This is a genomic window from Neobacillus oceani, assembly GCF_046237595.1.
Classification (GTDB): domain Bacteria; phylum Bacillota; class Bacilli; order Bacillales; family Cytobacillaceae; genus Bacillus_D; species Bacillus_D oceani.
On record NZ_CP143543.1, the window covers coordinates 3,686,198 to 3,710,787 of the forward strand.

27 protein-coding genes are annotated in these 24,590 nt (G+C 43.1%); 6 read left to right on the forward strand and 21 right to left on the reverse strand.

Features of this window, described 5'->3' with window-relative positions:
* The first annotated feature begins 91 nt into the window (after positions 1–91).
* Entirely contained in the window at positions 92–397 is a 306-nt protein-coding gene (locus V1499_RS18615; RefSeq protein WP_409271533.1) for a hypothetical protein, read from the forward strand.
* Between the two features lie 326 nt (positions 398–723).
* On the opposite strand, the gene V1499_RS18620 is transcribed toward V1499_RS18615, so the two are convergent.
* Together V1499_RS18620 and wecB are read right to left on the reverse strand one after the other, a co-directional pair.
* Positions 724–2,388: a glycosyl hydrolase gene (locus V1499_RS18620; RefSeq protein ID WP_409271535.1), complete on the reverse strand. Its 1,665-nt coding sequence runs from the start codon at positions 2,386–2,388 to the stop codon at positions 724–726.
* A gap of 362 nt (positions 2,389–2,750) precedes the next feature.
* Positions 2,751–3,929 carry a non-hydrolyzing UDP-N-acetylglucosamine 2-epimerase gene (gene wecB / locus V1499_RS18625; protein WP_409271537.1) on the reverse strand — a complete coding sequence of 393 codons (1,179 nt, stop codon included), beginning with the start codon at positions 3,927–3,929 and terminating at the stop codon, positions 2,751–2,753.
* A 365-nt stretch (positions 3,930–4,294) separates the two neighbouring features.
* On the opposite strand from wecB, the gene V1499_RS18630 reads away from it, so the two are divergent.
* The 3 genes from V1499_RS18630 to V1499_RS18640 all read left to right on the forward strand — a co-directional run bounded on the left by V1499_RS18630 (position 4,295) and on the right by V1499_RS18640 (position 7,685).
* Positions 4,295–5,065 (forward strand): WecB/TagA/CpsF family glycosyltransferase, encoded by a 771-nt coding sequence (locus V1499_RS18630; protein WP_409271539.1) that lies wholly within the window; start codon positions 4,295–4,297, stop codon positions 5,063–5,065.
* The gene (locus V1499_RS18635; RefSeq protein ID WP_409271541.1) at positions 5,062–6,309 is read left to right on the forward strand and encodes a glycosyltransferase family 2 protein; all 1,248 of its coding nucleotides are present in this window, start codon (positions 5,062–5,064) and stop codon (positions 6,307–6,309) included. Before V1499_RS18630 ends, V1499_RS18635 begins: the two co-directional genes overlap by 4 nt.
* A 1,061-nt stretch (positions 6,310–7,370) precedes the next feature.
* The gene (locus tag V1499_RS18640; RefSeq protein ID WP_409271543.1) at positions 7,371–7,685 is read left to right on the forward strand and encodes a TM2 domain-containing protein; all 315 of its coding nucleotides are present in this window, start codon (positions 7,371–7,373) and stop codon (positions 7,683–7,685) included.
* Between the two features lie 132 nt (positions 7,686–7,817).
* Here the strand turns inward: V1499_RS18640 and V1499_RS18645 are convergent, their stop codons facing one another.
* The 5 genes from V1499_RS18645 to V1499_RS18665 form a co-directional block, all read right to left on the reverse strand.
* Entirely contained in the window at positions 7,818–8,231 is a 414-nt protein-coding gene (locus tag V1499_RS18645) for a VOC family protein (protein ID WP_409271544.1), read from the reverse strand.
* A gap of 27 nt (positions 8,232–8,258) precedes the next feature.
* The gene (locus tag V1499_RS18650) at positions 8,259–8,639 is read right to left on the reverse strand and encodes a VOC family protein (protein ID WP_409271546.1); all 381 of its coding nucleotides are present in this window, start codon (positions 8,637–8,639) and stop codon (positions 8,259–8,261) included.
* Between the two features lie 163 nt (positions 8,640–8,802).
* Positions 8,803–9,609 carry a helix-turn-helix transcriptional regulator gene (locus V1499_RS18655; RefSeq protein ID WP_409271548.1) on the reverse strand — a complete coding sequence of 269 codons (807 nt, stop codon included), beginning with the start codon at positions 9,607–9,609 and terminating at the stop codon, positions 8,803–8,805.
* Between the two features lie 198 nt (positions 9,610–9,807).
* Positions 9,808–11,256: a right-handed parallel beta-helix repeat-containing protein gene (locus tag V1499_RS18660; RefSeq protein WP_409271549.1), complete on the reverse strand. Its 1,449-nt coding sequence runs from the start codon at positions 11,254–11,256 to the stop codon at positions 9,808–9,810.
* 68 nt (positions 11,257–11,324) lie between these two features.
* Positions 11,325–12,296 (reverse strand): arsenic resistance protein, encoded by a 972-nt coding sequence (locus V1499_RS18665; protein WP_409271550.1) that lies wholly within the window; start codon positions 12,294–12,296, stop codon positions 11,325–11,327.
* 282 nt (positions 12,297–12,578) lie between these two features.
* Between V1499_RS18665 and V1499_RS18670 the strand changes: the two genes are divergently transcribed.
* Positions 12,579–13,211, forward strand: coding sequence for a LysE family translocator (locus V1499_RS18670; protein ID WP_409271551.1), 633 nt, complete (start codon positions 12,579–12,581; stop codon positions 13,209–13,211).
* A 182-nt stretch (positions 13,212–13,393) separates the two neighbouring features.
* Here the strand turns inward: V1499_RS18670 and V1499_RS18675 are convergent, their stop codons facing one another.
* The 10 genes from V1499_RS18675 to V1499_RS18720 all read right to left on the reverse strand — a co-directional run bounded on the left by V1499_RS18675 (position 13,394) and on the right by V1499_RS18720 (position 20,385).
* Entirely contained in the window at positions 13,394–13,822 is a 429-nt protein-coding gene (locus V1499_RS18675; protein ID WP_409271553.1) for a GNAT family N-acetyltransferase, read from the reverse strand.
* A 75-nt stretch (positions 13,823–13,897) separates the two neighbouring features.
* Complete coding sequence (locus V1499_RS18680; protein ID WP_409271554.1) at positions 13,898–14,380, reverse strand: SMI1/KNR4 family protein; 483 nt, start codon at positions 14,378–14,380, stop codon at positions 13,898–13,900.
* 138 nt (positions 14,381–14,518) lie between these two features.
* Complete coding sequence (locus V1499_RS18685; protein WP_409271556.1) at positions 14,519–14,902, reverse strand: VOC family protein; 384 nt, start codon at positions 14,900–14,902, stop codon at positions 14,519–14,521.
* 72 nt (positions 14,903–14,974) lie between these two features.
* Positions 14,975–15,328: an acylphosphatase gene (locus V1499_RS18690; RefSeq protein WP_409271557.1), complete on the reverse strand. Its 354-nt coding sequence runs from the start codon at positions 15,326–15,328 to the stop codon at positions 14,975–14,977.
* Positions 15,329–15,737: 409 nt separating this feature from the next.
* The gene (locus tag V1499_RS18695) at positions 15,738–16,097 is read right to left on the reverse strand and encodes a metal-dependent transcriptional regulator (protein WP_409271558.1); all 360 of its coding nucleotides are present in this window, start codon (positions 16,095–16,097) and stop codon (positions 15,738–15,740) included.
* Positions 16,098–16,114: 17 nt separating this feature from the next.
* The gene (locus tag V1499_RS18700; RefSeq protein ID WP_409271560.1) at positions 16,115–16,993 is read right to left on the reverse strand and encodes a metal ABC transporter permease; all 879 of its coding nucleotides are present in this window, start codon (positions 16,991–16,993) and stop codon (positions 16,115–16,117) included.
* The gene (locus V1499_RS18705; RefSeq protein WP_409271561.1) at positions 16,990–17,925 is read right to left on the reverse strand and encodes a metal ABC transporter permease; all 936 of its coding nucleotides are present in this window, start codon (positions 17,923–17,925) and stop codon (positions 16,990–16,992) included. Before V1499_RS18705 ends, V1499_RS18700 begins: the two co-directional genes overlap by 4 nt.
* 14 nt (positions 17,926–17,939) lie before the next feature.
* The gene (locus V1499_RS18710) at positions 17,940–18,692 is read right to left on the reverse strand and encodes a metal ABC transporter ATP-binding protein (RefSeq protein WP_409271563.1); all 753 of its coding nucleotides are present in this window, start codon (positions 18,690–18,692) and stop codon (positions 17,940–17,942) included.
* A 14-nt stretch (positions 18,693–18,706) separates the two neighbouring features.
* Positions 18,707–19,642, reverse strand: a complete 936-nt coding sequence (locus V1499_RS18715) for a metal ABC transporter solute-binding protein, Zn/Mn family (protein ID WP_409271564.1) — start codon at positions 19,640–19,642, stop codon at positions 18,707–18,709.
* Positions 19,643–20,166: 524 nt separating this feature from the next.
* Positions 20,167–20,385, reverse strand: a complete 219-nt coding sequence (locus V1499_RS18720) for a hypothetical protein (RefSeq protein WP_409271566.1) — start codon at positions 20,383–20,385, stop codon at positions 20,167–20,169.
* 268 nt (positions 20,386–20,653) lie between these two features.
* On the opposite strand from V1499_RS18720, the gene V1499_RS18725 reads away from it, so the two are divergent.
* Complete coding sequence (locus V1499_RS18725) at positions 20,654–21,082, forward strand: hypothetical protein (RefSeq protein ID WP_409271567.1); 429 nt, start codon at positions 20,654–20,656, stop codon at positions 21,080–21,082.
* Positions 21,083–21,569: 487 nt separating this feature from the next.
* Here V1499_RS18725 and V1499_RS18730 read toward each other — a convergent pair whose 3' ends face one another.
* From V1499_RS18730 to V1499_RS18745, 4 genes are all read right to left on the reverse strand, one after another.
* On the reverse strand, positions 21,570–22,472 hold the full coding sequence (locus V1499_RS18730) for an RCC1 domain-containing protein (protein ID WP_409271569.1): 903 nt from the start codon (positions 22,470–22,472) through the stop codon (positions 21,570–21,572).
* Between the two features lie 51 nt (positions 22,473–22,523).
* Positions 22,524–22,790 (reverse strand): CPCC family cysteine-rich protein, encoded by a 267-nt coding sequence (locus tag V1499_RS18735; protein ID WP_409271571.1) that lies wholly within the window; start codon positions 22,788–22,790, stop codon positions 22,524–22,526.
* A 54-nt stretch (positions 22,791–22,844) separates the two neighbouring features.
* On the reverse strand, positions 22,845–23,330 hold the full coding sequence (locus tag V1499_RS18740) for a tetratricopeptide repeat protein (protein ID WP_409271573.1): 486 nt from the start codon (positions 23,328–23,330) through the stop codon (positions 22,845–22,847).
* 159 nt (positions 23,331–23,489) lie between these two features.
* A complete protein-coding gene (locus V1499_RS18745; protein WP_409271575.1) occupies positions 23,490–24,566 on the reverse strand; it encodes a sulfate/molybdate ABC transporter ATP-binding protein in 1,077 nt (358 codons plus the stop codon).
* Between the last annotated feature and the right edge of the window lie 24 nt (positions 24,567–24,590).

Below are 24,590 nucleotides of genomic sequence, written 5' to 3' on the forward strand. Positions count from 1 at the left end.
GTACAAACACATCTTTAAACATAACAACTAATATACAAACTAAAATCATTGAAATCGCTATTAATTTTGATATTTTACTATAAAAATCCCGATGGAAGAATCGCTAAGGAACATAACAGCGATCATCGAAGAGGTAAAGGCTGAATTGCCTGACGCGGTATTCATCCTGCAGCCAGCGAATCCGCTCTTTAAGCCGAAGTACTATCTCACACAGGTTCAGGAGTTGGAAAACTACGCAGAAGAAAAAGGCCTTGTCTATCGTAATCATTGGGAAAAATGGCCCGACCCAAACAGCGAGGAAATTAAATCGTATCTTAACCTGCAAACAAGCCAGCCGAACGCGGAAGGGCATAAACTTTGGGGAGAGTATTTGATTAAGTATTTTACGGGGAAGTAAATGGTGTTCATAATCAAAAAGGAGCAGGCGGAGTTTTGATCCGCCTGCTCCTCTTTCATTCAACTACACAATTACAAAATACATTTAAAGACTAAAATGACTATTAACCATAGTGGTATGGAGAATAAAATTCCAAAAAAACATCCTTTTGCGAAAGAAGGGTTCTCCATTTATGACCACCGACCTTACATTTTCTCGATAGTATAAAGGAATATAAAGAAAAGCTTGTCCTATTTAGTTGTCGAATCCCGCTTTTTTCATTCAGATTTGGTATTCCTTTTCCCATCTTTAGAACTTACTAAAGTAATATTCACATTTATACATCTTCATCGTTCTGTAGACTTTGGCTTATCCAGATAATTCAACCCCTTCACAACCGCCGGCTTAGCCATCCCGTTTTTAAACGCTTCGGCGCTTGCGGGTGAGGTGCGGATGCGAAAATCGAATTGGCCGTGGGCCTGGTCGAACCAGACGGCGATTTTTATATTTGGATAAGAGCGTGGGATTTCATCGAATGCAGATGTGATCCATTCGGCTTTGTTGCCTCCTGTCTCGACTGCTGCGAACTCCCCTATCATTAATGGTTTTTCATAATAGGAGCGGGAGTATTCCCAGTATAGGTCTTCGTATAGCGTAGGGATGCTTTGGTAATTATTCCACTGGGTTTTGCCGAAGTTGTATGATGTCATGCCGACGAAATCGACGTATTTATCGCCCGGGTAGTACATGTGCGCTTCGTTCCATTCGAAGTACGGGGATGACACATGGTTCGGGTTCCAGACGAAGTAGGCATTGTCCGTTCCGTTCTTTTTAAACAGTTCGACGATATGCCTGAAAGTAAGCTTGTACAGGTCTGGATCGTTGTAAGTATTCTTATGGGACCACTCGGACCAATCACCATTCATTTCGTTGCCAAGCCTGAACAGGACCGGGCCATTTAAACTTTTGACCGATTCCGCCCAGGTGAGCAGACTTTGATCATAGGTTCCGTTGATGATGTTTTCGATGACATCGGCGTTGGTGGTTGAATTGGCTTTTTCATATAAAAGCGTGACGATTGGGAGCCGGTCGTTGTCCAGCAGCTCTTTCGTGTATACGTCATAGCCGTTGTCGATCGGCTTATAAAACATTTGCGCGCCGAGCGGGTTTTCAAGGTATTCGTTCAGGGCGTCGATGTCCCTCGAGTTCGGCAGGTAAGCCCCCATTACGAGATGGTTTTTCGGGATGATAAGCGAATCTAATTTATGCTTTAGCCGGACTTCCGGGTTGGGCGGGTTCGCTTTGATCGCCGTGTTCAGGTCCATCTGGATGGGAGAAACAATTTTTAAGGTTGATGCCATTTGGATGAGCGCGGCCTTCATCGATTCGAAATGCTGCTCGTCCGTTTTTAACTGGAAGGAGAACACGCGGTTCCCTCTTATTAAGAATAGGTAGCTGTACTGGTTCATGTCACGGTCGATGCCTGTGATGGCCGGCCTCACGTAATCGATTTGCCGTGCTGCGAAGCCTTGTTGATTCCACCGTTTGTCGGCGGTGATGTTCGGCTTTAGCGTTTCGATTGTCGATGTGATATAGCCAACTGGCGAGGTCCACGCTTTATCGACATTCTGCACGGTCAGGTCAATCCGGAAATCCTTTGTGAAGAGCCTTGTGTAATTGGACGCCTGGCGAATGTCGATTTCCCAGTCTTTTGGGAAGCTCAGCTGAAAGCCGTTCCAATTATTGGTGTAAGTGGCGGTTGTAGCTGTAGTCGTAATAGCAGCTACGTTGTCCGGGTTAAGCGTCCGGCTTTTCTGCTCATTTTTCCAAAGGACATAAAAATCCCCGCCGGTGAACTCCTCCACATACGGCTTCTCTTTCGTCGGTTTCGCGACCGCAGGCTTCGGTGCGTGATCCAGAATGTCTTGGGCTTTATTCGGTTGCGAAACCATCCAGTAAGCGCCGCCGCCAAGCACAGAGAGGGATACTAGTATGATCAGTAGTTTCTTCATTGTGTAGTGTTCTCCCAAGTTGTGTTTTCTCTCTATTTTAAGTGATTGGCGGTAGCATGTGCTAGTTTTAATGAACCGGTTTGGCGGTTTTTCGAACCGGATTCTGGATTTATGAACCGGTATGGCTGTTTTTTGAACCATATTGTGGATTTATGAACCGGGTTTGGATTTTATGACCCGCGCCCCGCTGTTGCGGAGTTGACGGGTATTGGTTGGTTTTTTTCGCGGTTGATGAAGGATGAATCCAGTAATGAGTCTTTTGATCAATTCCTATTGAAAGATTCATCCCTCATGAACCAAGTAACCGATCTTTAGAAACCTCCTATTGGCGCTGAACCCTTAAATCGGCCTCTACATCTTCCCTATTTCTGAACGTGCTGAGCTCTAGTTTCCACTTGAAAGTCTTCCGGCCTTTGGTTTCTGAGACCAAAATAATAAAGGATTGATTCGACTATCCGGGCGGAGGCTTGTCCGTCGCCGTATGGGTTAGACGCTTTGGCCATTTGCTCGTGGGCGGATTTGTCGGATAACAATTCATTCGCCATCCGGTAAATGGTCAGTTCATCCGTGCCGGCAAGCTTCAACGTGCCCGCCTTTACTCCTTCCGGCCGCTCGGTCGTGTCACGCAGGACGAGGACGGGCACGCCCAATGACGGCGCCTCCTCCTGTACGCCGCCGGAATCTGTCAGGATGAGGTACGCACGGGCCGCGAAGTTGTGGAAATCAATCACATCGAGCGGCTCGATTAAATGGATGCGCGGGTTGTCCCCGAGGATCCTGTTCGCGGTTTCGCGGACGACCGGATTCATATGGACGGGGTAGACAACCTGAATATCGCTGTGCTCCGCGACTAGTCTGCTGATGGCGCGAAACATGTTTTCCATTGGGTCGCCAAGGTTTTCGCGGCGGTGGGCGGTCATAAGGACAAGCCTGTCAGTGCCGAGTTTCTCAAGGACCGGATGGGTGTACGTTTCCTTTACAGTCGTTTTCAGCGCGTCAATCGCGGTGTTGCCGGTGACAAAAATGGCATCCGTTTTCTTGTTTTCCTCGGTCAAGTTTTGCCGGGACTGGCTTGTCGGCGAGAAATGCAAATCGGCCATTACCCCGGTCAGCTGCCTGTTCATTTCCTCCGGATACGGAGAATACTTGTCCCACGTACGGAGGCCCGCTTCAACGTGTCCAATTGGAATTTGGTTGTAAAAAGCGGCGAGGCTCGCGACGAAGGTCGTGGATGTATCGCCGTGGACGAGCACCATGTCCGGCTTCGTTTCCTTGAAGACGCTGTCCAGTCCCTCAAGCGCCCTTACCGTCACGCCGGCAAGTGTTTGGCGTTCCTTCATTATATTCAAGTCATGGTCGGGGGTTATTTGAAAGATGTCCAGCACCTGGTCGAGCATTTGCCGGTGCTGGGCGGTAACCGTAACAATTGATTCAATTTCCGCTGTTTTTTCCAATTCCTTTACCAATGGCGCCATTTTGATCGCTTCCGGCCTTGTCCCGAAAACAGTCATGATTTTCAACTTCTTATTTGACAACTTCATCTCTCCACTCAATGTTCTATTCACTCTGAATGCCAAGGTCTGAAAACCCCGCAGGTTAGTTGTAGTTTCAACTGCACCTGACGCTTTCATACTTTTCCTTAAAGCTTGATACCGTACAGGCAATTGAGCCTTCTTTCCTATTTCATTGTTTTTAAAATATAACAAAATTTACAGTCTGTTAACTGAAATTTTCTTCCAAACTTCTTGAAAACGTTCTATTTATACAAGAATTACCGTGATTGGTAATAAACACAATGGTGTTTGTAATGATATCGTAATATAATTTAATTTGTTGTTAACAATCCGAAAGACCTAATTCATTTGAATTTTCTAAACCGAAATAGATTGAAAAGGGGGTCCGCTTGATGACGCGGATATTTTCTATGGAGATTTCCGACAAGGATTTTTCGGAGACAACTGAAGTACTATCCGAAAAACTGGCGGGCCCCGGCATGGCTCCCTTCCATGTGATGACGGTAAACGCCGAAACCGCCGGGAAAATTCTCCGGGATCCGGAGCTGCAGGAGATTGCGGAAGGCGCGGATCTTTTAACCCCGGACGGAGTGGGCATCCTGCTTGCCGGCAAGCTAGCCGGCGGCGCTATTCCTGGGCGAGTCACCGGCTATGATCTGATTGGGGCGATTCTAAACAAGAACGAGCATCGAGGGATTCGGGTGTTCCTGCTTGGTTCGCGGGAATCTACCATCAACGATGCGGCTGCGAGGCTCAAGAAGGACTTCCCGCTTGTTTCGTTCGCCTATCACCATGGGTTTTTTTCAAAAAATGAAGAAAACGAAATTGTCGAGCGGATTCGTGATTTCGGTCCGGACCTGTTGTTGATTGGGCTGGGGTTTCCGCGGCAGGATTTGTTTATTCATCGGTATAAGCGCCGGTTGGGGGCGCGTGTGGTGATGGGTGTTGGCGGAAGTTTTGATGTGATTGCGGGGAGAGAGCGGCGTGCTCCTGTTTGGGTGCAGAGGCTTGGGCTTGAGTGGGGGTACAGAATGCTTTCGAATCCTTCGCGATTGCGGAAGTTGGTGCCTGTTGCGCGTTTTGGGCTTCGGGTATTGGGCGCGGCGTTTTTACGGCGTGATGATGTTGATATAGATAAGAATACGGTTGAGAGGGGTTCATGAAGGAAATGGCGGTTCCTGTTATTATTGACACATTGCAGTATGTGTTGTTGTTTTTCTGGACGTACTGGCTAGTAATCAGCTTTTGGGGGTTTAAAAAACCAAAGAAGCTGAAGGAGTTCGCTCCAAAGAAGCGCTTTTTATTGCTGGTTGCGGCACATAATGAGGAGAGCGTGATTGGGCAGCTTGTGAAGAATTTGAAGTCACTGGATTATCCGAAAGAATTGTATGAGATTTGTGTGATTGCGGATAATTGTGATGACAATACGGCGAAGATTGCGCGTGAGCTGGGTGCGAATGTGCTCGAGCATACGTATCTTCCTGGTGAGCCAAAAGGCAAGCCGTATGCGATTAAGTATGCGATGGACACGTATGGCGACCGTTTGGTAACGGATTTTGATGGGATTTCGTTTTTTGACGCGGATAACCTTGTTTCCCCGAACTTCTTGAAGGAAATGAACAATCATTTGCATGCGGGCCACCGCTTGATCCAATGCTACTTGGATTCAAAAAATCCGAATGACAACTGGGTGAGCCTGTCGTATGCGGCTAGTTATTTTTACATGAACAGGGCTTGGCAGCTGGCGAAGAGCCATCTTGGGCTTGGTAATGCGATCGGCGGAACTGGTTTCGTTGTCGAAACGAAGCTTTTCAATGAGGTTGGCTGGTCAGCGCGTTCTTTGACGGAAGATCTGGAGTTTACGATGCAGTGCCTATTGCGAGGAGTAAGAGCGCATTGGTGCCACTTCGCGAGGGTGTTTGATGAGAAGCCGCAAAGCTTTGTCGCTTCTTGTGTGCAGCGTTTGCGTTGGGCGCGCGGCCACTGGGATGTGTGCTTCAAATACACTCCGAAACTGCTGTGGAGAAGTGTTGCGAAGTTGGATATTAAGGCGTTCGACGGGGTGCTGTACTTGCTGAACCCTGGGAAGATCGTGCTGAATACGATGACGGGTATTGTTATTTACTTGTCCATCTTTATGGATGCGGACTGGTTCACCCCAATTATGCCTTGGTATGTATGGGTGACGATGCTCTTGTTTCAGTTCTACTATGTGGCGTTTACGATTGTGAAGGATTCGTTGCAAAAGGTGAGTTTTGTGCGGAGCTTTATTAGCATGTTCCTGTTTAACCTGAGCTACATTCCGTTGTTTGTGTGGAGCTTGATTACGTTTAAGAATAAAAGCTGGAACCCGACGAAGCACTCGCGCGGGATTGAGCTTGATGATATGCAGGCGCCTGGGATGTAGGTTTTACGGGTCTTACGCTGTTTGTGAGAAGATTTTTTATCGGAAACCCTACTTTGCCCGATTGGTCGGAGTGGGGTTTTTTATTTGGAATTATTATTTGGAATTGAACGGAGCCCTGGCCGTAAGGCTTGGATGTTCCCTATTTGAACGAGGAAAAATCCGGATGAGGGACAAAGATTTACTGAAATCTTTAAAAGGTGTCGCACAAGTTCCTTTGTGCAACAAAGATTCCCCATAATCCTGAAGAGGTGTCGCTCAAGTCCAGTTGAGAGACAAAGATTCGCCCAAAACCCGAAAGGGTGTCGCTCAAATCCAGATGAGAGACAAAGATTGCCCATAATCCTGAAAAGGTGTCGCCTAAATCCCGTTGAGCGACAAAGATTTGCCCAAATCATAAAAAGGTGTCGATCAAATCCAGTTGAGAGACAAAGATTTACCGAAATCATGAAAAGGTGTCGCTCAAATCTAGTTGAGCGACAAAGATTCCCCATAATCCTGAAAAGGTGTCGCTCAAATCAAGATGAAAAACAAAGATTGACCGAAAAGCCTCTGTTTTAACGGTTAAAGGTCTAATGAAGTAGCTGGTCGGAAGTATGGCGGGGTTGAGCCAATGTATCGGCAGTTGCTGTTTCGCCATGGCTGGCAGTTGGTTAATAAAGGGCCGGTTTAATTTGATGGATTACTCGGGGAAGTGGATCATTAAATCTGTACCCTACTTCACTTAAGAAATGATTTATCGGCAAGTTTGGCAAGGGATTGGAACGCAAGAATCGTTTCAATTGACTCGGGGGTCTCACATATTTTATTTAATGGCGGATACTATCTCTGCAGCAGTTGTGAAGCAGTTTCCGAATAAGTTTAATAAATAATAGTAACAATCTCCAGCATTGTGTTGGAGATTCTTTTTTCATAAAACGACTGGCTTCCGCAAATTCCGAGCGCCTTATTTTGTCGTTAAACCATCATTTTTCCAAGATTTGATATTTATTTACAAGTTTCTATGTTGTATAATTATTCCTGTAATCATATGTTTTAATATAGAAAACTCTCAGGGGGAAAAAATGAATAACAATCTTTTGCTTAAACGGGATTTATCATCAGAACAGTTGGTAATGGTCCAGTCCGAAATGAATAAGAAAGCTAAATCAAAGGGTATTGCGTATGCCCTATGGTTCTTCCTGGGAGGTATTGGCGGCCATCGTTATTATGCAGGTGACATCGGCATGGGAATTGGGATGACACTAACATTTGGCGGTTTGGGAATATGGGCGTTAATTGATGTCTTCTTGATCGGAAATCGGATTGAAAAGAAAAATGAAGAGCTGGAATACCAGCTAATCCAGCAAGTTGCATCGTTTAACCGAGCAACAGTTTAATACAGCGCTAAAACCACTCTTAGGAGTGGTTTTTTTGCGGAACAATTAACCATCAAACACCTTCCATCCGGAAGAGCGAGTTCACAAAAAAGTGAAGCAGAGGATTTCATATGCTCCCCTGCTTCATTCTTGTTAACCGTTTACGGCATTGGGGTCCATATACAGGATTTCCCAATAGTGTCCATCAAGGTCTTGATAGCTTCTGTAGTACATGAAACCTTGGTCATTTGGTTCGCTTGCCTCTTTGCCGCCGGCAGCTACGGCTTTATCCACTGTTTCGTTCACCTGTTCCCTGCTTGCAGCGGAAAGGCAGATAATCACTCCTGTCGTGTCGTTTGCATCTGGCAGCTCCCTTTTCGTAAACGATTGAAAGAACGGCTGGACGAGTAACATCGCATAGATATTTTCGCCGATTATCATGCAGGCTGCTTTTTCATCGGTGAATTGAGGGTTGAAATCATAGCCAATTTGCTTGTAAAACTCCATTGATTTGTTTAAGTCTTTTACTGGCAGGTTAACGAAAATTTGATTTGATTGAACACCCACTGTCAATCTCTCCATTCTTTTCATGTATTATTTGGTTTTCTCCATTACCGCGAAATAATTGTCTTCATCATCCGCAAAGTTGAACACCCTGCCTGAAGGCATATTTACGATTTCCCCGACGGTCACGTTCTTCGATGATAAGCCTTCATATAAATTGTCCAGATTATCAGTAAAGAACATTAATGAAGGTGTACCAAGATTTAATTCAGGCTCCATTTTCGCAATAAGTTCCTTGTTGTGGAGGACAATGGTTGTTTGAACATCATTCGCCGGAGCGATTTCAATCCATCTCATATGCCCGTTATTTTCGTCTGATTTTACGACAAACCCAGCCTTTTCCGTCCAGAATTTCACCGCTCCATCCTGGTCATTTACATACAGCATGATCTGGCCAACTACATTAAACATTTTTCCAACCTCTTTCATTAAATGTTTTTAACACTGTTTCGGGTTTCCTAGGTAAAAACATTCCTGTCCCCTTGCATCATTCAATAATGGACAAGGGGTTTCGTTTACCACTACCCACCTTTCAATTTAGAGTTGAATCAACCATATACCTATATTAACACCGTCAGTATGTTCGTATTTCTTTTCGATTGCTGTCTTTTACACGTTGAAGGAAGTTGTTCATTAATCTGGGAATCGAGATTAGAATTGGGGGATCGTCTAGTTGAGGGGTTCGAAGGTGTAGATCCTGGTATGGGACTTGTTTATTTCCGTTAACCATTATTGGACCGGTTGGCTTGTACCTTAACGTCCTGTGGGGAATCAGGAAGGATCGTGGGTCCATTCCCCATGAAACAGAGGTTGCAAACAAATAATAAAGCCCGGGTTTTACGTTTTTAAACTGAAATTCACCAAGCGAAAACAAAAGGGTGCCATAAAGCGGCATGCCTTCCGGGATGGGCTTTGGGAATAGACCGACCAAGATGACCCCTTCAAATTCCTCGTCGGTAAAAACGGTTCCTTTTAGGGATAAGGGATTATTGGCACTTTGTAGAGGGTCTGTTATTCCATCCAGCCGCTGAAGGGAGTTCAGAAGGATTTCTGCTTCATCCTGGGTATTCCGAAAATGGGCGGGCGTTACCCCGACACTGTTCGTAAACCTGGTCGTAAAGGTCCCTAAACTTTGCTGCCCGATTTCCAGGCCAATATCCCGGACACTCATATTTGTGTTCAGCAATAACTCCTTTGCCCGCTGCAAGCGCATTGAAGAAACAAAATATAAAGGCGGCAGGCCCGTTTCCTCTTTAAAAATCCTGCTAAAATGATAAGGGCTATACGATACATGGCTGGCCAATTTGTCGAGGGTAATCTGGTCATAGAGGTGCGTTTTAATATAGTTGATCGCCTCGGTAATTTCAATTTGCCTATTCATTGCTACCTCTCTTTTTAATCCGGCTTTAAATAAATCCTATTGAGAAGTATTCGATATTTTATTCAACTATCCTCTATGTTTTATCAGGAAAGAACAAAAAGAGGAATACTGGAATTAAAATAACAATAAAAAAGGGAGCTACCGTTTTACGGTAAACCCCTATATAAACTGGCTTATTACTGGACCCTGGTAAAAGATTTAGTTTGAACTGTACTTTACATGGTTTCCTGTTCCTCCTGCGATAGGAAGAACATAGTTATTCGTATTCTTGCCTATGACCAGGTTCATATTTGTTTTAGTCGTTATATTTATTCCACGTATAGATACGTAGCGATTTAAATTTCCGTTTTTTTTGATAAGATTATTCCCGGCAATCGTACCGGAATTATGGCCAGAACGAAAGGCAATCGCAGAAGGAGTTCTATACAAAGAATCCTGTACATCCTCCACTCTGTTTTCAGTAACTGAAAATTGCTGATTATGAGTATAAAGGTGGATGCCATTTGCGTAGGAATTTACCAATGTATTATTTTTTATAACCAACCCTCTAGTATAGGAAGCCTGGATTGCACCAGAGCTACTATTTCCCTGCTGGCCAGCCTGTATTAAATGGTTTCCTTCAATGGTGCATCCGCTACTATGATCAGATGGCGTTCCAGCCACAACAATCCCATATCCCTTGCCGATTCCTTCAATTCGATTGCCTTTTGCCGTACATTTTTGGGAACCAAATAGCTCCTTCCCACCTTTTCCTGTTGCGTTTACAAATGCAATGCCAACCTTTGTATTTCGGATCGTATTATTGTTAAACGTAATATTTTCCCCGCCATGAGTGTCAAGGGCCTCCCATAACGGAATGTCCTCAATGATGCTATTCGTCACCGAACTATTTGTACTCCTTGGATACGCCTTTAAGTTGCTCTCAGCACCCTTTCGTGAATAAAAGACTCCGTATGCATTTCCTTTGTTTCCTGGTTTGATTGATTTTATATGGCTCTTGTTAATATGCATATTGTGGACTGACAATCCGCCTACTCCTGCAAAACCAACATCACGGATAATTGTATTTGAAATCCTTACATTATCTGCAAATTTAGCAAGAATTCCATAAAAACCAACATCATGAATAAAGGAATCCTCTATAATAATGTTTTGGACATAGTTAGCTGCATCTGCCCCCCGAATCGAGATTCCGACTCCCTTTGGATTTGCTTTTGCATTGCCCGCCCCCTGGAGCTCAATCCCGTATAACCTCACCCCATTGCCAATCGTCAAAAGGGTTTGATGTTTTTTATCGTTGTATAGTTTTGCTCCATACCCAACAATAGTGGTATTGTCGGGAATTACTAAGCTACTGATTTTAAAGGAGCTGCCATATGGCAAAACAATAACTTTACCAGCTCCATGTTTTAAAGCCTTTTGTAGTCGTTCTGTCATATCATGTTTAGCCATACTTTTATCAGCCACAACATATATAATTTCGTTTTTTTTAAGATCCGGTATTTTCTTTACCAAAATATCATATAATCCATTCTTATTATTTTCCAAAGCCGGATCATTAGTCCCTGTTAATACAGCAGGAACAACCAAGAAGAAAAGCATGAAAATGATACCCATTCTTGGAAAATGAACTTTTAGTTGCTGCATCTTCCGCTCCAATCGTCATATTAAAAAAATTAAAAAACAAACCAACACTTATGGTGAAGAACCAAAAATTAAATTGTTTCTTTACGTAAAATTAAATTAGGAACAACTCGTATATAAATTAATTCACCCGCAAGCTCAACAATCGTCTGGGTGACGATTACGGCCGCCACCAGTGTACTTACCTCGTCTGGTAACGCCAGGGCGAGAGGAAGAACCACAAGCGAATTACGTGTTGAACTACTAAAGATAAGGGCACGGCCTGCTCCTGTATCGAGCTTAAACCATTTAGCGATAAATCGGGAAACAATCGGCATGATGACCATAAACGCCACATAGATCGGAACTACTTTAATGATTAGGTCAATGTAAGCAGATAACTTTCCAATTTGAGACGCAACGACAACAAAAAGAGTAAGTGCCATAAACGGAACAGGCAACCAGGCAGATAAATCCAATACTCTACTGCCGAAAGGTACTTTTCTTGCAAGAAGCTGTATGGCAATCGCAATTACTAGAGGAATAACGATGAGACCGAAAAACGCTTCAAGAAATGGACCAGATTCCACTATTCCTGCGACATCCGCTCCCATAAACAGCCCTAAATACAGAGGCAAAAGAAGCATTTGCGTGATAAAGAGGATCGGTGTTGACATGAGGATCAGCTTTTCATTACCGCGGCCCAGTGAAGTGAAAACAATGACATAGTCAATGCAAGGGGTCAATAAAACTAAATAAACCCCAAGCAACAACGGTGGATGATTTGGCAGCAGCTTTGATAGAAGCCAAACTACAATCGGTACGGCAATATAGTTAACAGTCAATAAAGCTCCTATGAAACGGCGGTTTCCAAATGCTTTCTTTAAAGATACAAATGGAATCTGCGAAAACATACTGTACATGAGGATGGCGATGACGAAAGAAATCGTACTATCTAATTGTCCTCCAATATCAGGAGCCAATAATCCAAATCCAGATGCAATAATTAGTACAATAACATATAGCCAAACTTGATTATTTTCAAGTTTTTCTCTTGTAATCATTAGCTTTTCCCCTTTTTGTACTTGAAACTGGGTTAGAAATTGAAGAATCTCTAAGTAAATATAATCAAATTCTAAAATAGCACATTTTAAGGATTAGATGTTGGGGTTAAGAAAGGATGCGAAATTCTATTAGGCCCATGAGTTACGGGTTTTCTGCTGTCAGAGTATTTTTAACGATTATTTCGCTATGCATACTGATTTTGGGTTCCTCTTTATACGCTAATCCTATATAATACGGAGTAAGAATTTTAGCCATATCTTATTTGGATCGGGGTTGATTTCGTGGATAATTTCTTTGTGTTTTTGATTATGAGTTTGTTTTTGATTGTTTTACCTGGTCCAGATATTGCGGTTGTGACTAAAAATACGATTACAGAGGGGAAAGTCGGTGGGCTTAAGACGGCTGCCGGTACTTGTGTTGCCCTTCTCATCCACACTTCCGCGGCGATTTTGGGGCTTTCAGCACTCATTATGAAATCGGCAATATTGTTTTCGATTCTCAAATACGTCGGTGCGGTTTACTTAATCTACCTCGGTGTTAAGTCTTTATGGTCTTTAAGGAAAAATGCTGATTCAGCTATTCTTGAAGCGGACACTAACAGTCGGTATGACAACAAATCCTGTTTTAAACAAGGATTCCTGACGGATATCCTAAATCCAAAAATCGCTGTCCTGTTCCTGACCCTTTTGCCTCAATTCGTTCATCCAGGCAGCGGTACCTTGATCCCATTTTTAATAATGGGCATTACGTATACTCTACTTACCGCCCTATGGTTCCTGATTTATGTAACCTTAATCAATCATATAAGTGCTTTTATGAAGAAGCCTAAAACGCAATACATCATCGAAGGCATCACAGGCACCATACTAATTGGATTTGGGATTAAACTAGCTTTGGAGAAGGTACGAAATTAGATTATAAGTAAGCCCCTTTGATTCCTTTTGATTCAAAGGGGCTTTTTTGTGGAGGAATTAAATATAGGAATCTTCTACCTCGTTTAATGATTGTATCTGTAACCCAAACCGTTGAATCACACGATTTAACAATAAAACTCACCCTATCTTTATTTTCAGAAACCATCAACCTAAATATTCCATTATAAATATTTTTTAAACCCCTTACTTACTGAGCCGTCATACCCTTCCCTTTCAAAAAAACGATGAGCACTATGGCGTTGTGAGTTGCTTAACAGCATAATCTTATGGCAATCGATAGATTTACAACATTCTTCAACATAGCGTAAAAGTTCCTGGCCGATTTTCTTATTCCGATGCTGTTCGTGAACAACGATGTTTTCGACTATTCCATAAGGCCTTGTTCCATGCAAAGCCTGAAGGCAGATATTTAGGGTTAGGGTCCCCACAATTGCGCCTTCTTCCTCATATACAAGCAAAAAACTGTATGGGTCACTTCTAAGTTTTTCAATTTGCTCCTCAAGCACGTTCATTTTCTTACTATTTGGCACCAACATTTTATAGAGACTCTGAATCTGAGCTCTATCAGAACTTACAGCTTCACGGATCATATTCGGTATCTCCTAATTATTTCTTAGGGTGGTCTATTGTATTACCTGATTTCTTCTATTAACTCAGTTAACAAACTAATCTCCCCCTGAAATCTCTTGATTAACTAAATCTAGTAAAAAATCGCCAAAATCATTAGCAACAACAGTAAAGTTCTGATTATGTAAATCAATCCCTGGAATATATGAAACTACTTGTGGTTCGCCAACTTCATTAATCTTTTTAAAATCCAAACAAAACAAGTCATCCATCCCGGTATCATAAATTACAAGTAGGTGATTTGGAAGGTTACTATCTTCACGTTCAGTAAGGGTACACCATATTGCGTCTGGAACAGTGGAGTTTTTAAAATCATCGTCTATAAGACCATATAATTCTTGTGAACCAAAACTTCCTGCACCGTATTTTTTAAGGAAATCACGATATAAATATGAAAACCTAAAACCTAATGCATTTTCAGCTTTACTAATTAGTTCGTCTGATCGTGATCCTACAAAATCACACTCTTCTTCATTTTGTTCCATTAAATGAATAGCTTGCCGGTAAGTATCCCAACTCATATAACCCTTCCTTTTAAAACTCCTTTTTATAATTGGCTGTTTTCGTAAAGATCCCACTACCCTGCCGCGTTCGTATTATGAGGCCAACCAGGACGAATTGGTTGGCCTCATAATGCGAAGTTTAAACAAATCACCTTGTCACTTTTTACGGGAAACGATCGCAATCCAATTACAATCAGGGTCCGATACATACGCACGAGTAATTCCGGCCTTATGAACTTTCGGTTCGATGATTACAGGTACTTCGGCCGAACGCAGACGGTCAATCGCCTGATCCGCATCTTCAGCCCAAATAGTAAGTTCAAAAGGGTGGCCCGGGGTAGGCGATGACACGCTGCCTTCCTTCGCTGCTTCATAGGTTGTCAAAGCGATCATGGAGTTCCCGAGGCGGAGTTCAACATGTTCGGGCTCTCCTGTATCCGGAAAGCGAAAGGTCTCTTCAAATTCAAGAAGATCCCGGTAGAATTTCAAAGAGCGGTTGATGTCTGCTGTATAAAGACTTGGAAATACAGATAAAAACATAAGAATCCCCTCCTATTTTTATTTCCTGCACAATTAAATCTATATTTTTAGCAAGTGCAAAATAGCCATACTTTATCTCACTATTTTAAAGCTTTCTTCATCCTCAGATATAGGGACATCAATTATATTCACTTTCTTGACCGATGCACGTTTCAATGACTGCATGCAATCGACCAGGAACTGAATTTTCGATTCTTCCCCCTGTAATTCAGCTTCAACACTTCCATCTTCCAAATTTTTTACCCACCCGGTTAAGTTCAATCTTTCCGCAATACAGAATAATTCCAGGCGAAATCCCACTTTTTGCACTCTTCCCGAAAACACTATTCTCTTCCTAATTCGATTAACTGAAGGAAATTGCGGTAGCTTAATACCATTTGCATGCCTAATTACATATCCATCCCTTAATTTTTTCAAAACTTTCATCTTTCCCCATCCTTTTTATGGCCGATTTTGAGGCGAATCGTTGGACTGACCAGGAACATGAAATAATAGCATTATAATGGAATTCAACAAAAAGGCCGTTAATCCTTCCTGAATTAACGCGCCAGTTTTGTGCTAAGTGCCTTAAGAGAGAATATGGGGGTGATGCTGGAAGCTAACCAAAGAAAATAAATAATACTGAAATTATATGGAAAAACCTAAAAAGTAAATGGACTCCCATTTAGGAAGTCCATTGGTTATACTCTCTACCGTCGGAGCGTGAAATACTACGATATCGAATCGATCAATCGAATGCTAACTAGGGGCAATGGAACTGGTCCGGACTACTAGCGATTTACCATTCACGTATTTCAATAAAGCCTGCAAACTTTTTGGCCACGGAAATGAAATTTCAGTTTAAAAAATCCTTTATTTTTTCTACGGCATTTTGGCTAATAGTATATTTTAAATTATGCACTTCCTCATCAATCCTTTCAGCTTCCAGGCCAATTTTTCGAAAGAGGGAAACCAAAACCAGACGCCTTTCTTCCAACTCCTTTCCCGCTATTTTCCCTTTTTCAGTAAGGGTGATGATTCCGTAACGTTCAAAGTGAATATACCCATCCTTTGTTAATTTTCCAATCATTTTCGATACTCCTGAAACGGACAGTCCAAGCACTTTCGCAAGATATGATACTCTTGCATGCCCGTTCGCCTCAACGGATCGGTAAACTTCGTCCAAATATTTCCCTTCGCTTGGGGATGCATTCACGGGTCTCAATCACCTCCTTAATGCTCTGAAATCATTTTCCTTCTTGCCCATTTTTTAGCCAGGATGCCGTGTTTCGGTGAGAGGAAAAAGACGATGAAGAATATTGCCCCGGCAACGCTGATCATCGACCCGGCGATGGATGCATCCAGAACGAAGGCCATAAAATAACCGGCAGCCGAACTGACCGCTCCGATGGCCATGGTGATACCAATCATTTTTCCGAGGCTTTCCGTCAGCAAATAGGCGGTTGCAGCTGGAACGATGATCATGCCAACAACGAGGATGGCACCGACGCTTTCAAATGAGGCAACCGTTGAAATCGACACAAGGCCCATCAGTAAGTAATGGAAGAAGGCGACAGGTATCCCGAGGGCCGCTGCCAAGCCAGGGTCGAAGGAGCAGATTTTAAACTGCTTGTAAAACAGCCCAATCACGAAGACGTTTAATAAGAAGCTGGAGCCGATTCCCCATATCGCCCTCGGTCCAAGGCTATAACTATTTATTTGAAGTGTATCCCATGGTGCGTACGCGATTTCGCCATAGAGGACACAGTCAAGATCCAAATCCACCTGCCTGGTGAAAATGCTGATTAAGACTACTCCCACTGCGAATAATGCCGTAAACACAACGCCAATGGAGGCATCTGACTGGACCCCTGAATTTTGGAACATTTGAATTAGGAAGACAGTAACAAGCCCCAAAGCCGCGGCACCTATCATCATAGCGAATGATTCCCTTGTACCGCTAATCAGAAAGGCCAAGACGATTCCGGGCAGGACGGAGTGGCTGATGGCGTCCCCGACCATGGACATCTTTCTTAAAACAAGGAAGCATCCAAGGATGCCGCACGACCAGGATACCAATATTCCAATCAAGATGATCCACAAGTCATTCATAAGCGGCTCTCCTTTACGTTTTGCCGAAATAGTTTTGCCTTCGCCGCTTCATAATCTTTCTTGGCCGCTATTTGAAGCAGGCTTTTTGAGATGAGTCCCCGGCGCGGTGCGCACACGACTGAAACTACGAAGATGGCGGTTGCGGAGAGGACGACAAGGGGGCCGGTTGGAAGGTTATTGGCCATTGTGCTGATCACCGTTCCCGAAAATCCGCTCAACGCTCCAAACAGCCCGGCAAGAATGACCATGATATGCAGCTTTTCCGTCCAATACCTCGCTGCGACAGCCGGTGTTATCAAAAGCGCAGCCATAAGGACGACGCCAACCGCCTGTAAGCCTACGACCACCGCAATAACGATCAAGAGCATGAGAAACTGGTCAAGAATGATGATTGGATAACCGATCCCCTTTGCGAATCCGGGATCGAATGACAAAAGCTTAAATTCCTTGAAGAACAGGAAAGATAGCGCAGCAAGCAGGAAGCTGATACCCGCCATCGTATAAACGTCCGAATGGATCATGGATGCGGCCTGCCCGAACAAAAACTTATCAAGGCCGCTTTGGTTCCCGCTCCCCCCATGCTGGATTTGCGTAAGCAAAACGACTCCGAAGCCAAAAAATACGGTCAATATGATTCCCAAGGCGGAGTCCTGTTTGATCCGGGAATTCCTTGTGATGTAGCCGATTAAAAAGGTAGCCATGACCCCTGCGGCCGCGGCGCCTATGAGAAAAAAGAAAATCGATTTGGTTCCTGTCAGCATGAAGGCAATGCATACCCCGGGGAGTGCAGCATGGGAAAGCGCATCCCCCATTAAGGACTGCTTTCGCAAGTAAGCAAAACTTCCAATAATTCCGCTGCTTAGCCCCAAAAGCATCGATCCAAGTAAAATCCATCTAGTATTAGGATCCTGAAATAGCTCAAGCCAGTTCATTCATTTCACACTCCTTAGCCGATGATGATCGGCGCTTCGTCTTTTTCAAGCATCGTCAGCTTGCCCCCATACGTTTGTTGCAGCATCTCTTTTGTAAACAGTTCTTCGGTAGGCCCAATCCCAATCAACTCTTTATTTAAAAGCATGATCCAGTCAAAATACTCTTTTACCGTATTCAAATCATGGTGGACGACCAAAACGGTCTTTCCCTGTTCCTTCAGATTGTTCAGTAATGTGATAATCGCCTTTTCTGTAGCTGCGTCTACCCCGACAAATGGCTCATCCATGAAGTAAAGTTCGGCATTTTGCGCGAGGGCCCGCGCCAAAAAGACCCGCTGCTGCTGCCCTCCGGAAAGCTGGCTGATTTGCCGATGCGCATATTGCTCCATCCCTACTTTTTCAAGGCATTCCAGCGCAATTGCTGTATCATTTCTGCCAGGCCGTTTAAACCACCCCAAATGTCCATAGCGCCCCATGGTTACTACATCAAGTGCATCTGTCGGAAAGTCCCAGTCAACAGATTCCCGCTGCGGGACATAACCTACCTTCTTCCGGTTCTTTTTATACGAATCTCCAAAAATCTCGACTTTACCGCTAATAGCCGGAATCAAATCTAGAATGGCCTTTATTAGGGTCGATTTCCCCGCTCCATTTGGTCCAATGATTCCAATTAGCTTTCCTTCCGGGATTGCAAATGATATATCCGTCAAAACAGGCTTCTTTTGATATGCTACAGTCAGATTGCTAATCTTTACAGGTGAATTCATCTAGCTTCGTCTCCTTATTTTAACGATTTAACAATCGTGTCGACATTGTGCTTTACCATACCTATATAGGTTCCTTCTATTGTTCCTTCTTCTCCCATCGCGTCAGAGAACAGTTCCCCGCCAATTATGACCTCATGGCCTTTTTCTTTAGCCCCTTCAATGACAGCCTCGATGGCTTTCTTAGGGACACTCGATTCAACAAAGACGGCTTTAATTCTGTTTTCCACCAAATAGTCCCTCAAGGTGCTTACATCCCTTGACCCATATTCTGAAGCCGTGCTGATTCCCTGAAGTCCCATTACTTTAATGCCATACGCTTCTCCAAAATAACCAAACGCGTCGTGGGCTGTTACTAGTACTCTCGTTTCTTTTGGAATCGTTGCTATTTGTTCTCTCGTATATTGGTCAAGTTCTTCTAACTTTTCGATATACTCTTTGGCATTTTTCTCGTATACGTCCTTATTGTTTTTGTCGAAGCGGGCCAGTTCTTCCGCAACGGTCTTTGTTGCTGAAATCCAATGCCTGACATTGAACCAGACATGTGGATCATGCCCATAGACTCCATCCCCGGACTGGCGTAATTGGGATTCCGGGATGTTTTTGGTAACAGGAATTGTCGGCTTTTTCGTTTGCATTTTTTCAAAAATATCGACCATTTTCCCTTCCAGATGAAGTCCGTTATAAAAAATCATATCCGCTTCATCCAGCTTCCTTATGTCACCTTGGGAAGCCTTGTAAAGATGGGGATCAACCCCGGACTTCATTAAGCCAATTGTTTCTACGTGTTCGCCCCCGACATTTTTTACAATATCGGCAATCATTCCGATTGTGGCCGTAACCTTTATTTTTCCGTCATCATCATCCTTGCTAACTGTCGCGCCAGAGCACCCAGCAAGCATTAATCCAAAAACTGAAAAAATTAAAAGTGAGGCTTTGATTTTCTTAAACATTGGTCTTCCCTCTCTTCGCATCATTTTTCTCTAACTCAAAAAGTTTAACTAAAGGAAACTTTGTCTCAAAAAAAATATTCTCATACTCTTGGTTGAAACTTTATCCACTAAGACTGAATTGATAAATACCTAAAATAAAAACCCTAATCCATGTACTTATAAATTTTCCCCTTCGCCTTTCCCACTTAATGAACTGTTCTTCCCTTAATCTGATTAAACTCCTCTTCATTTAATGCTCCCACAAGCCGGCAAATATAAGAGTAAAAATATTTTGGTTACGCTTAGAACTTCCCATAATGTAACCGTCCCCATTTAATTTTTATTTTAAGTATATTCGCCATATACCATAAAGTTTCCTTTAGGAAAAATAAATTCCTTTATGAAACTTTTTGCGATAAAACAAATCGTGTTAAGTGCTTCTGCCCGGGGGATGTGGTTTGCCTTTTGATACCTTTTGAAAAAATAAAAGGACTCCCGTTTAGGAAGTCCACCGCCTGCCATAACTGTTCAGTTAAAGGATAGCTTTATTCATTCGAATCTTTTGTTTTGGAGCCATCCTCGTTTGCATCAACAATCCCTACCCCGGACCTGTTTTCAAGCGATCGGCCAGCAGTAGGAGCACCCGCAACGGTACCGAATGGATCAAGAGCAGAAGCCATTGTATCCCCAGGAACCACTCCTACATTAAATGCGATTGAACCGACATCATTCTTTTCACGTTTTCCCTCGTTGTTATCAGCCATTGTATTTCACTCCCTCACTTTTTTATGAGAAGTGCATTTTTATGGCAGCACTATCCCGTACTATATTTTTACCCCGATGCGAAAAAATCATGCCCCATTTAATACCTCGCATAACATGGCTGATTTAGTGAAAATAATTTTTCAAAAAGCATGAATGCTATCTTGTCCAATAATAAGGGTATTGAGATAATAATTTATCTATATTGTGAAGCGGACGCCCACTAAGTTAAAGAACAATCGAAAGCAGCACTTTTAAGGAGAGAGTTTCATGATTAAAGCTTTCTTATTTATACGTCTTGTACATTTTTTATTAGCGGCTAATCAAATTGACAATGTCGTAGAAGTCGATGTAAATTATTGGGAAAACGGCGTAAAAAACCAGCAAGTTGAAGTACTTTTGCATAAACAAGATAAGAACGTTTTTGTCGATTCCATTAATGATGCCAGGAAAATGAATGACGAAAAAATAATACGTACTAAGCCGTCTTTAACAATCAATATTCTGTCAAATGAGGGAGATTACGAAGCCTACGAATTATGGATCACTTCTGACGGAACAGGCTATATGCAAACTCTGGATCCATCCGGTGGCGGAACGTTTGAACTGTCCAAAGCCTCTGTGAAGGAATTGGCTGAATTTCTTAAGACAAAGGGAAAAGAAGATGTTGTTCAAGATGATGTGGAATTCGAGGAGTAATTCATTAATTTGCCCTTAGGCAGTAGCATATCGAAAATTTCTACAAAGGAGGGAGCCCATGGTTAAAAATCTTTACACCTATAACAAAAAACTTCTACCCTTGCACCTGCTATTATGGGGTGCGATGGCATTGGGATTTTATATGTCGACAGATAAAAGTGACTGGTTGGAAAGTGCACTAATGGGCTCCTTTGTATTTAATACCGTTGGTTCCATACCTATGTTCATTCACTATTTAAAGAATTTAAAACAATTTAGTTTTACTGAGCTATTCTTAACGTACTGCATTTTCCTAATTCCTTATTGGATAATAGCTATCTTAATGAGAGTATTCTTATTTTAAGAGGAAAACAGGGGCGATTCATTGTCTCTGTTATTGAGCGTCCAATTTATCCGATGACTTTCGCTATTAATGCTTGGTATTTGTTTTTCAATGAAATGTATTCTACTAGTTACCGGAGCCCCAGCAATGTCAGGGGCTGGCGAATCATTGTTGAGAACCTTGAAAATAAATACCCCACCAGCCGCTTACATCGCATTGGCCATATTCATTATCACCGACAGCAACCACCGTGCCGTCCGTTTTAAGGCCTATGGTATGCCCACAACCCGCAGCAATCGCCACAATATCGCGCCAATCACTTACATTACATTGGCCATACTCATTCCAACCCACAGCCGCCACAGTACCATCCGTTTTAAGGCCTATGGTATGATTACTACCCACCGCTATCGCCACAATACCGCTCCAGCCGCTTACATCACATTGGCCATATTTATTATTACCTATAGCCTTTACCGTACCGTCCGATTTAAGACCGATTGTATGAAGGTAACCCGCCGCCACCGCTCCAATATCATGCCAGCTATTTACATTGCATTGATGATACCGATTATTACCCACAGCCGTCACCGTGCCGTCAGATTTAAGGCCGATTGTATGCCAGTCACCCGCCGCTACCGCAACAATATCATGCCAGCCGCTCACATTGCATTCACCTTCATTATTCCGGCCAACTGCTACCACAGAGCCGTCCTTTTTAAGCCCAATAGTGCGACGCCAACCCGCCGCCACCGCTACAATATCTCGCCAGTCGTTTACATCGCATTGGCCATGCTTATTCCAACCGACAGCCACCACAGTACAATCAGATTTAAGACCGACTGTATGAGCATTTCCTGTGTTCCTCGCCATATGAACATTACCTGCCGCTACCGCCACAATATCCCGCCAGCCGCTTACATCACATTGGCCATATTTATTATCACCGACCGCCGCCACCGTTCCGTCAGATTTAAGCCCAATGGTATGACGCCGACCCGCCGCAATCGTATCCTTAGGCGGCCGTTTCACCTTTAAATCCGCTTCTTTCGGTGAAATGCAATCCATGCTATACCTCCTTGAAAATAAGACCCATGCAGTTATTTTGAAAATAACCCCCTATACAAATGGTCTCCAATTTGGATCCCTTTCGTCGTTGGCATTTGGCTTTCTAACAGATTCAATAGAAGATTCATCACAAGCGCCAAATAGAAGAAAGTTTTTTTGAGCTTGCCTTAAAGAGGGGAAATTGGTTCCTCCCTCATAATCCGGGTCACTGAACTGAACTCCATCATCTTCCCAAAAACAAATACCGCAAATGTCATATGTACCTGGTGGCTCTTCGTCCAATGTTTTATACCCACAACAAGGACACGTATATTTCATACTGCACTCCCTTTTTATATATTTTTCTAAAGCTTAAGTACAGCTTCTGATAAATTACTTCCAAGTCTCATCTAATTTATCTGAATAGAAATCAATTGCTCTTTTATATTTTACTATTTCATCATCGGTTGTTGTTTCGATTAGGCATTTCAGCAACAGCTCCATTGCTTTGCTATGTTCATTCAAATTATATAAGGTCATCGAATAGAACACCTGAATGGCCCTGTTGTCTGGAAATGATTCAATCCCCTTAAGAAAAATACTTTTTGACTTTTCATATTCGCCCAATGTCCGATATGTACTCGCTAATCCTAATAAGGCTCCTTCAAATTCGTTAGAAGGCAACCCTAATTGGATCGCTTTTTCATAAAAGGGTACTGCCTTCGCTTCTTCTCCTAATAAATCAAAACTCCATGCACATTGGTAGTTAATTGATGCATCATCAGGGAACTCCTGCACCAACTTCATAAGTAATTCATTGGATTCTTTATGATGTCCACTCTTCCGTAAAGCAACAGCCTTTTCTAATTCCATTTCCATTCTTTCTTCTCTCCAATGCTTTTTCTGTTTGGTCCTCTAAACTCCACTAAAAGGAATTCAACAAAAAGGCACCTTAATCCTTCCTGGACTAAGGCACCCTGTAGTTTACAGTGTGTATTTCATATGAAAGAAGCGTTCCACTCTCCACTCGGACTCAGTTTAAATGACAGCTTTTTTAAGTTTCCACACTCTTTCTATCCCCATATTCCCCAAGACAGCCATGTTTTCAAAATCGGCGTACAGGATATCGCCCTTCTTCAACTCCCCGAGTTCCTCGTATTTTTCTAAATTAATTTCAGCTTCGTACAGCTGGGGCAGTCCAAGGAACTTTAATTCCAGCCTGACCGAAGAGCCGATGATCGTTAGGTTGGAAAGTTCCGAAGCAATCGCATTCCCGCCCGGTGTTTTTCTCACAATAATCTCGTGTGGCCTGATATAGCCTATTTGTTCCCCATTATACCGGCTTTTTGTAGCAGCCTTAAAGATGTGTTGAAACGCGTCCTCCCGAAACTCATTCACCCGTCCTAAAAATTTGTAGACGAACTCGTTAGCCGGATTGTTGTACACTTCCACTGGTGACCCAATTTGTTCGATTTCTCCTTTGTTCATAATCACAACCGTATCTGCCATCTCCAGAGCTTCCTCTTGATCATGTGTAACAAAAATAGTCGTGATGTTAAGCTGCTGATGGATTTTGCGCAGCCAATAGCGCAACTCCTGGCGTACCTTCGCATCAAGGGCGCCAAATGGTTCATCAAGCAAAAGAACTTCCGGTTCGACCGCTAAGGCCCTGGCCAAGGCAATCCGCTGTCGCTGGCCTCCAGAAAGCTGTGACGGATAGCGTCCTCCCATTTCCTCGAGCTGAACAAGCTTCAATAGCTCTCCCACCTTTCGCTTTACTTCCTCCTTAGAGGGGCGAAGATGCCGAGGTCTTACCTTTAATCCAAACGCGATATTTTCAAATACGGTCATATGCTTGAACAATGCATAATGCTGAAAAACAAAACCTATCCCCCTTTCCTTAACATGCTTATCTGTATAATCGTTCCCATTGAAAAAAATGTTCCCTGAATCGAGCCCTTCAAGCCCTGCAATCATTCTTAGAAGAGTGGTTTTTCCTGATCCTGATGGGCCTAATAAAGCGATAAAGTCTCCTGACTTTATTTCAAGATTGACATTCTGGACAGCAGGAAACTCACTGAATAATTTTGAGGCATTTTTTATACTGATACTCATGAACACTCCTCCACTTCAGCAAGG

Coding starts and splice junctions, on each gene's coding strand:
- V1499_RS18615 (WP_409271533.1), top strand. CDS start 92: ATGGAAGAATCGCTAAGGAACATAACAGCGATCATCGAAGAGGTAAAG.
- V1499_RS18620 (WP_409271535.1), bottom strand. CDS start 2,388: ATGAAGAAACTACTGATCATACTAGTATCCCTCTCTGTGCTTGGCGGC.
- wecB (WP_409271537.1), bottom strand. CDS start 3,929: ATGAAGTTGTCAAATAAGAAGTTGAAAATCATGACTGTTTTCGGGACA.
- V1499_RS18630 (WP_409271539.1), top strand. CDS start 4,295: ATGACGCGGATATTTTCTATGGAGATTTCCGACAAGGATTTTTCGGAG.
- V1499_RS18635 (WP_409271541.1), top strand. CDS start 5,062: ATGAAGGAAATGGCGGTTCCTGTTATTATTGACACATTGCAGTATGTG.
- V1499_RS18640 (WP_409271543.1), top strand. CDS start 7,371: ATGAATAACAATCTTTTGCTTAAACGGGATTTATCATCAGAACAGTTG.
- V1499_RS18650 (WP_409271546.1), bottom strand. CDS start 8,639: ATGTTTAATGTAGTTGGCCAGATCATGCTGTATGTAAATGACCAGGAT.
- V1499_RS18655 (WP_409271548.1), bottom strand. CDS start 9,609: ATGAATAGGCAAATTGAAATTACCGAGGCGATCAACTATATTAAAACG.
- V1499_RS18660 (WP_409271549.1), bottom strand. CDS start 11,256: ATGCAGCAACTAAAAGTTCATTTTCCAAGAATGGGTATCATTTTCATG.
- V1499_RS18665 (WP_409271550.1), bottom strand. CDS start 12,296: ATGATTACAAGAGAAAAACTTGAAAATAATCAAGTTTGGCTATATGTT.
- V1499_RS18675 (WP_409271553.1), bottom strand. CDS start 13,822: ATGATCCGTGAAGCTGTAAGTTCTGATAGAGCTCAGATTCAGAGTCTC.
- V1499_RS18680 (WP_409271554.1), bottom strand. CDS start 14,380: ATGAGTTGGGATACTTACCGGCAAGCTATTCATTTAATGGAACAAAAT.
- V1499_RS18685 (WP_409271556.1), bottom strand. CDS start 14,902: ATGTTTTTATCTGTATTTCCAAGTCTTTATACAGCAGACATCAACCGC.
- V1499_RS18690 (WP_409271557.1), bottom strand. CDS start 15,328: ATGAAAGTTTTGAAAAAATTAAGGGATGGATATGTAATTAGGCATGCA.
- V1499_RS18700 (WP_409271560.1), bottom strand. CDS start 16,993: ATGAATGACTTGTGGATCATCTTGATTGGAATATTGGTATCCTGGTCG.
- V1499_RS18705 (WP_409271561.1), bottom strand. CDS start 17,925: ATGAACTGGCTTGAGCTATTTCAGGATCCTAATACTAGATGGATTTTA.
- V1499_RS18710 (WP_409271563.1), bottom strand. CDS start 18,692: ATGAATTCACCTGTAAAGATTAGCAATCTGACTGTAGCATATCAAAAG.
- V1499_RS18715 (WP_409271564.1), bottom strand. CDS start 19,642: ATGTTTAAGAAAATCAAAGCCTCACTTTTAATTTTTTCAGTTTTTGGA.
- V1499_RS18720 (WP_409271566.1), bottom strand. CDS start 20,385: ATGGCTGATAACAACGAGGGAAAACGTGAAAAGAATGATGTCGGTTCA.
- V1499_RS18725 (WP_409271567.1), top strand. CDS start 20,654: ATGATTAAAGCTTTCTTATTTATACGTCTTGTACATTTTTTATTAGCG.
- V1499_RS18730 (WP_409271569.1), bottom strand. CDS start 22,472: ATGGATTGCATTTCACCGAAAGAAGCGGATTTAAAGGTGAAACGGCCG.
- V1499_RS18735 (WP_409271571.1), bottom strand. CDS start 22,790: ATGAAATATACGTGTCCTTGTTGTGGGTATAAAACATTGGACGAAGAG.
- V1499_RS18740 (WP_409271573.1), bottom strand. CDS start 23,330: ATGGAAATGGAATTAGAAAAGGCTGTTGCTTTACGGAAGAGTGGACAT.
- V1499_RS18745 (WP_409271575.1), bottom strand. CDS start 24,566: ATGAGTATCAGTATAAAAAATGCCTCAAAATTATTCAGTGAGTTTCCT.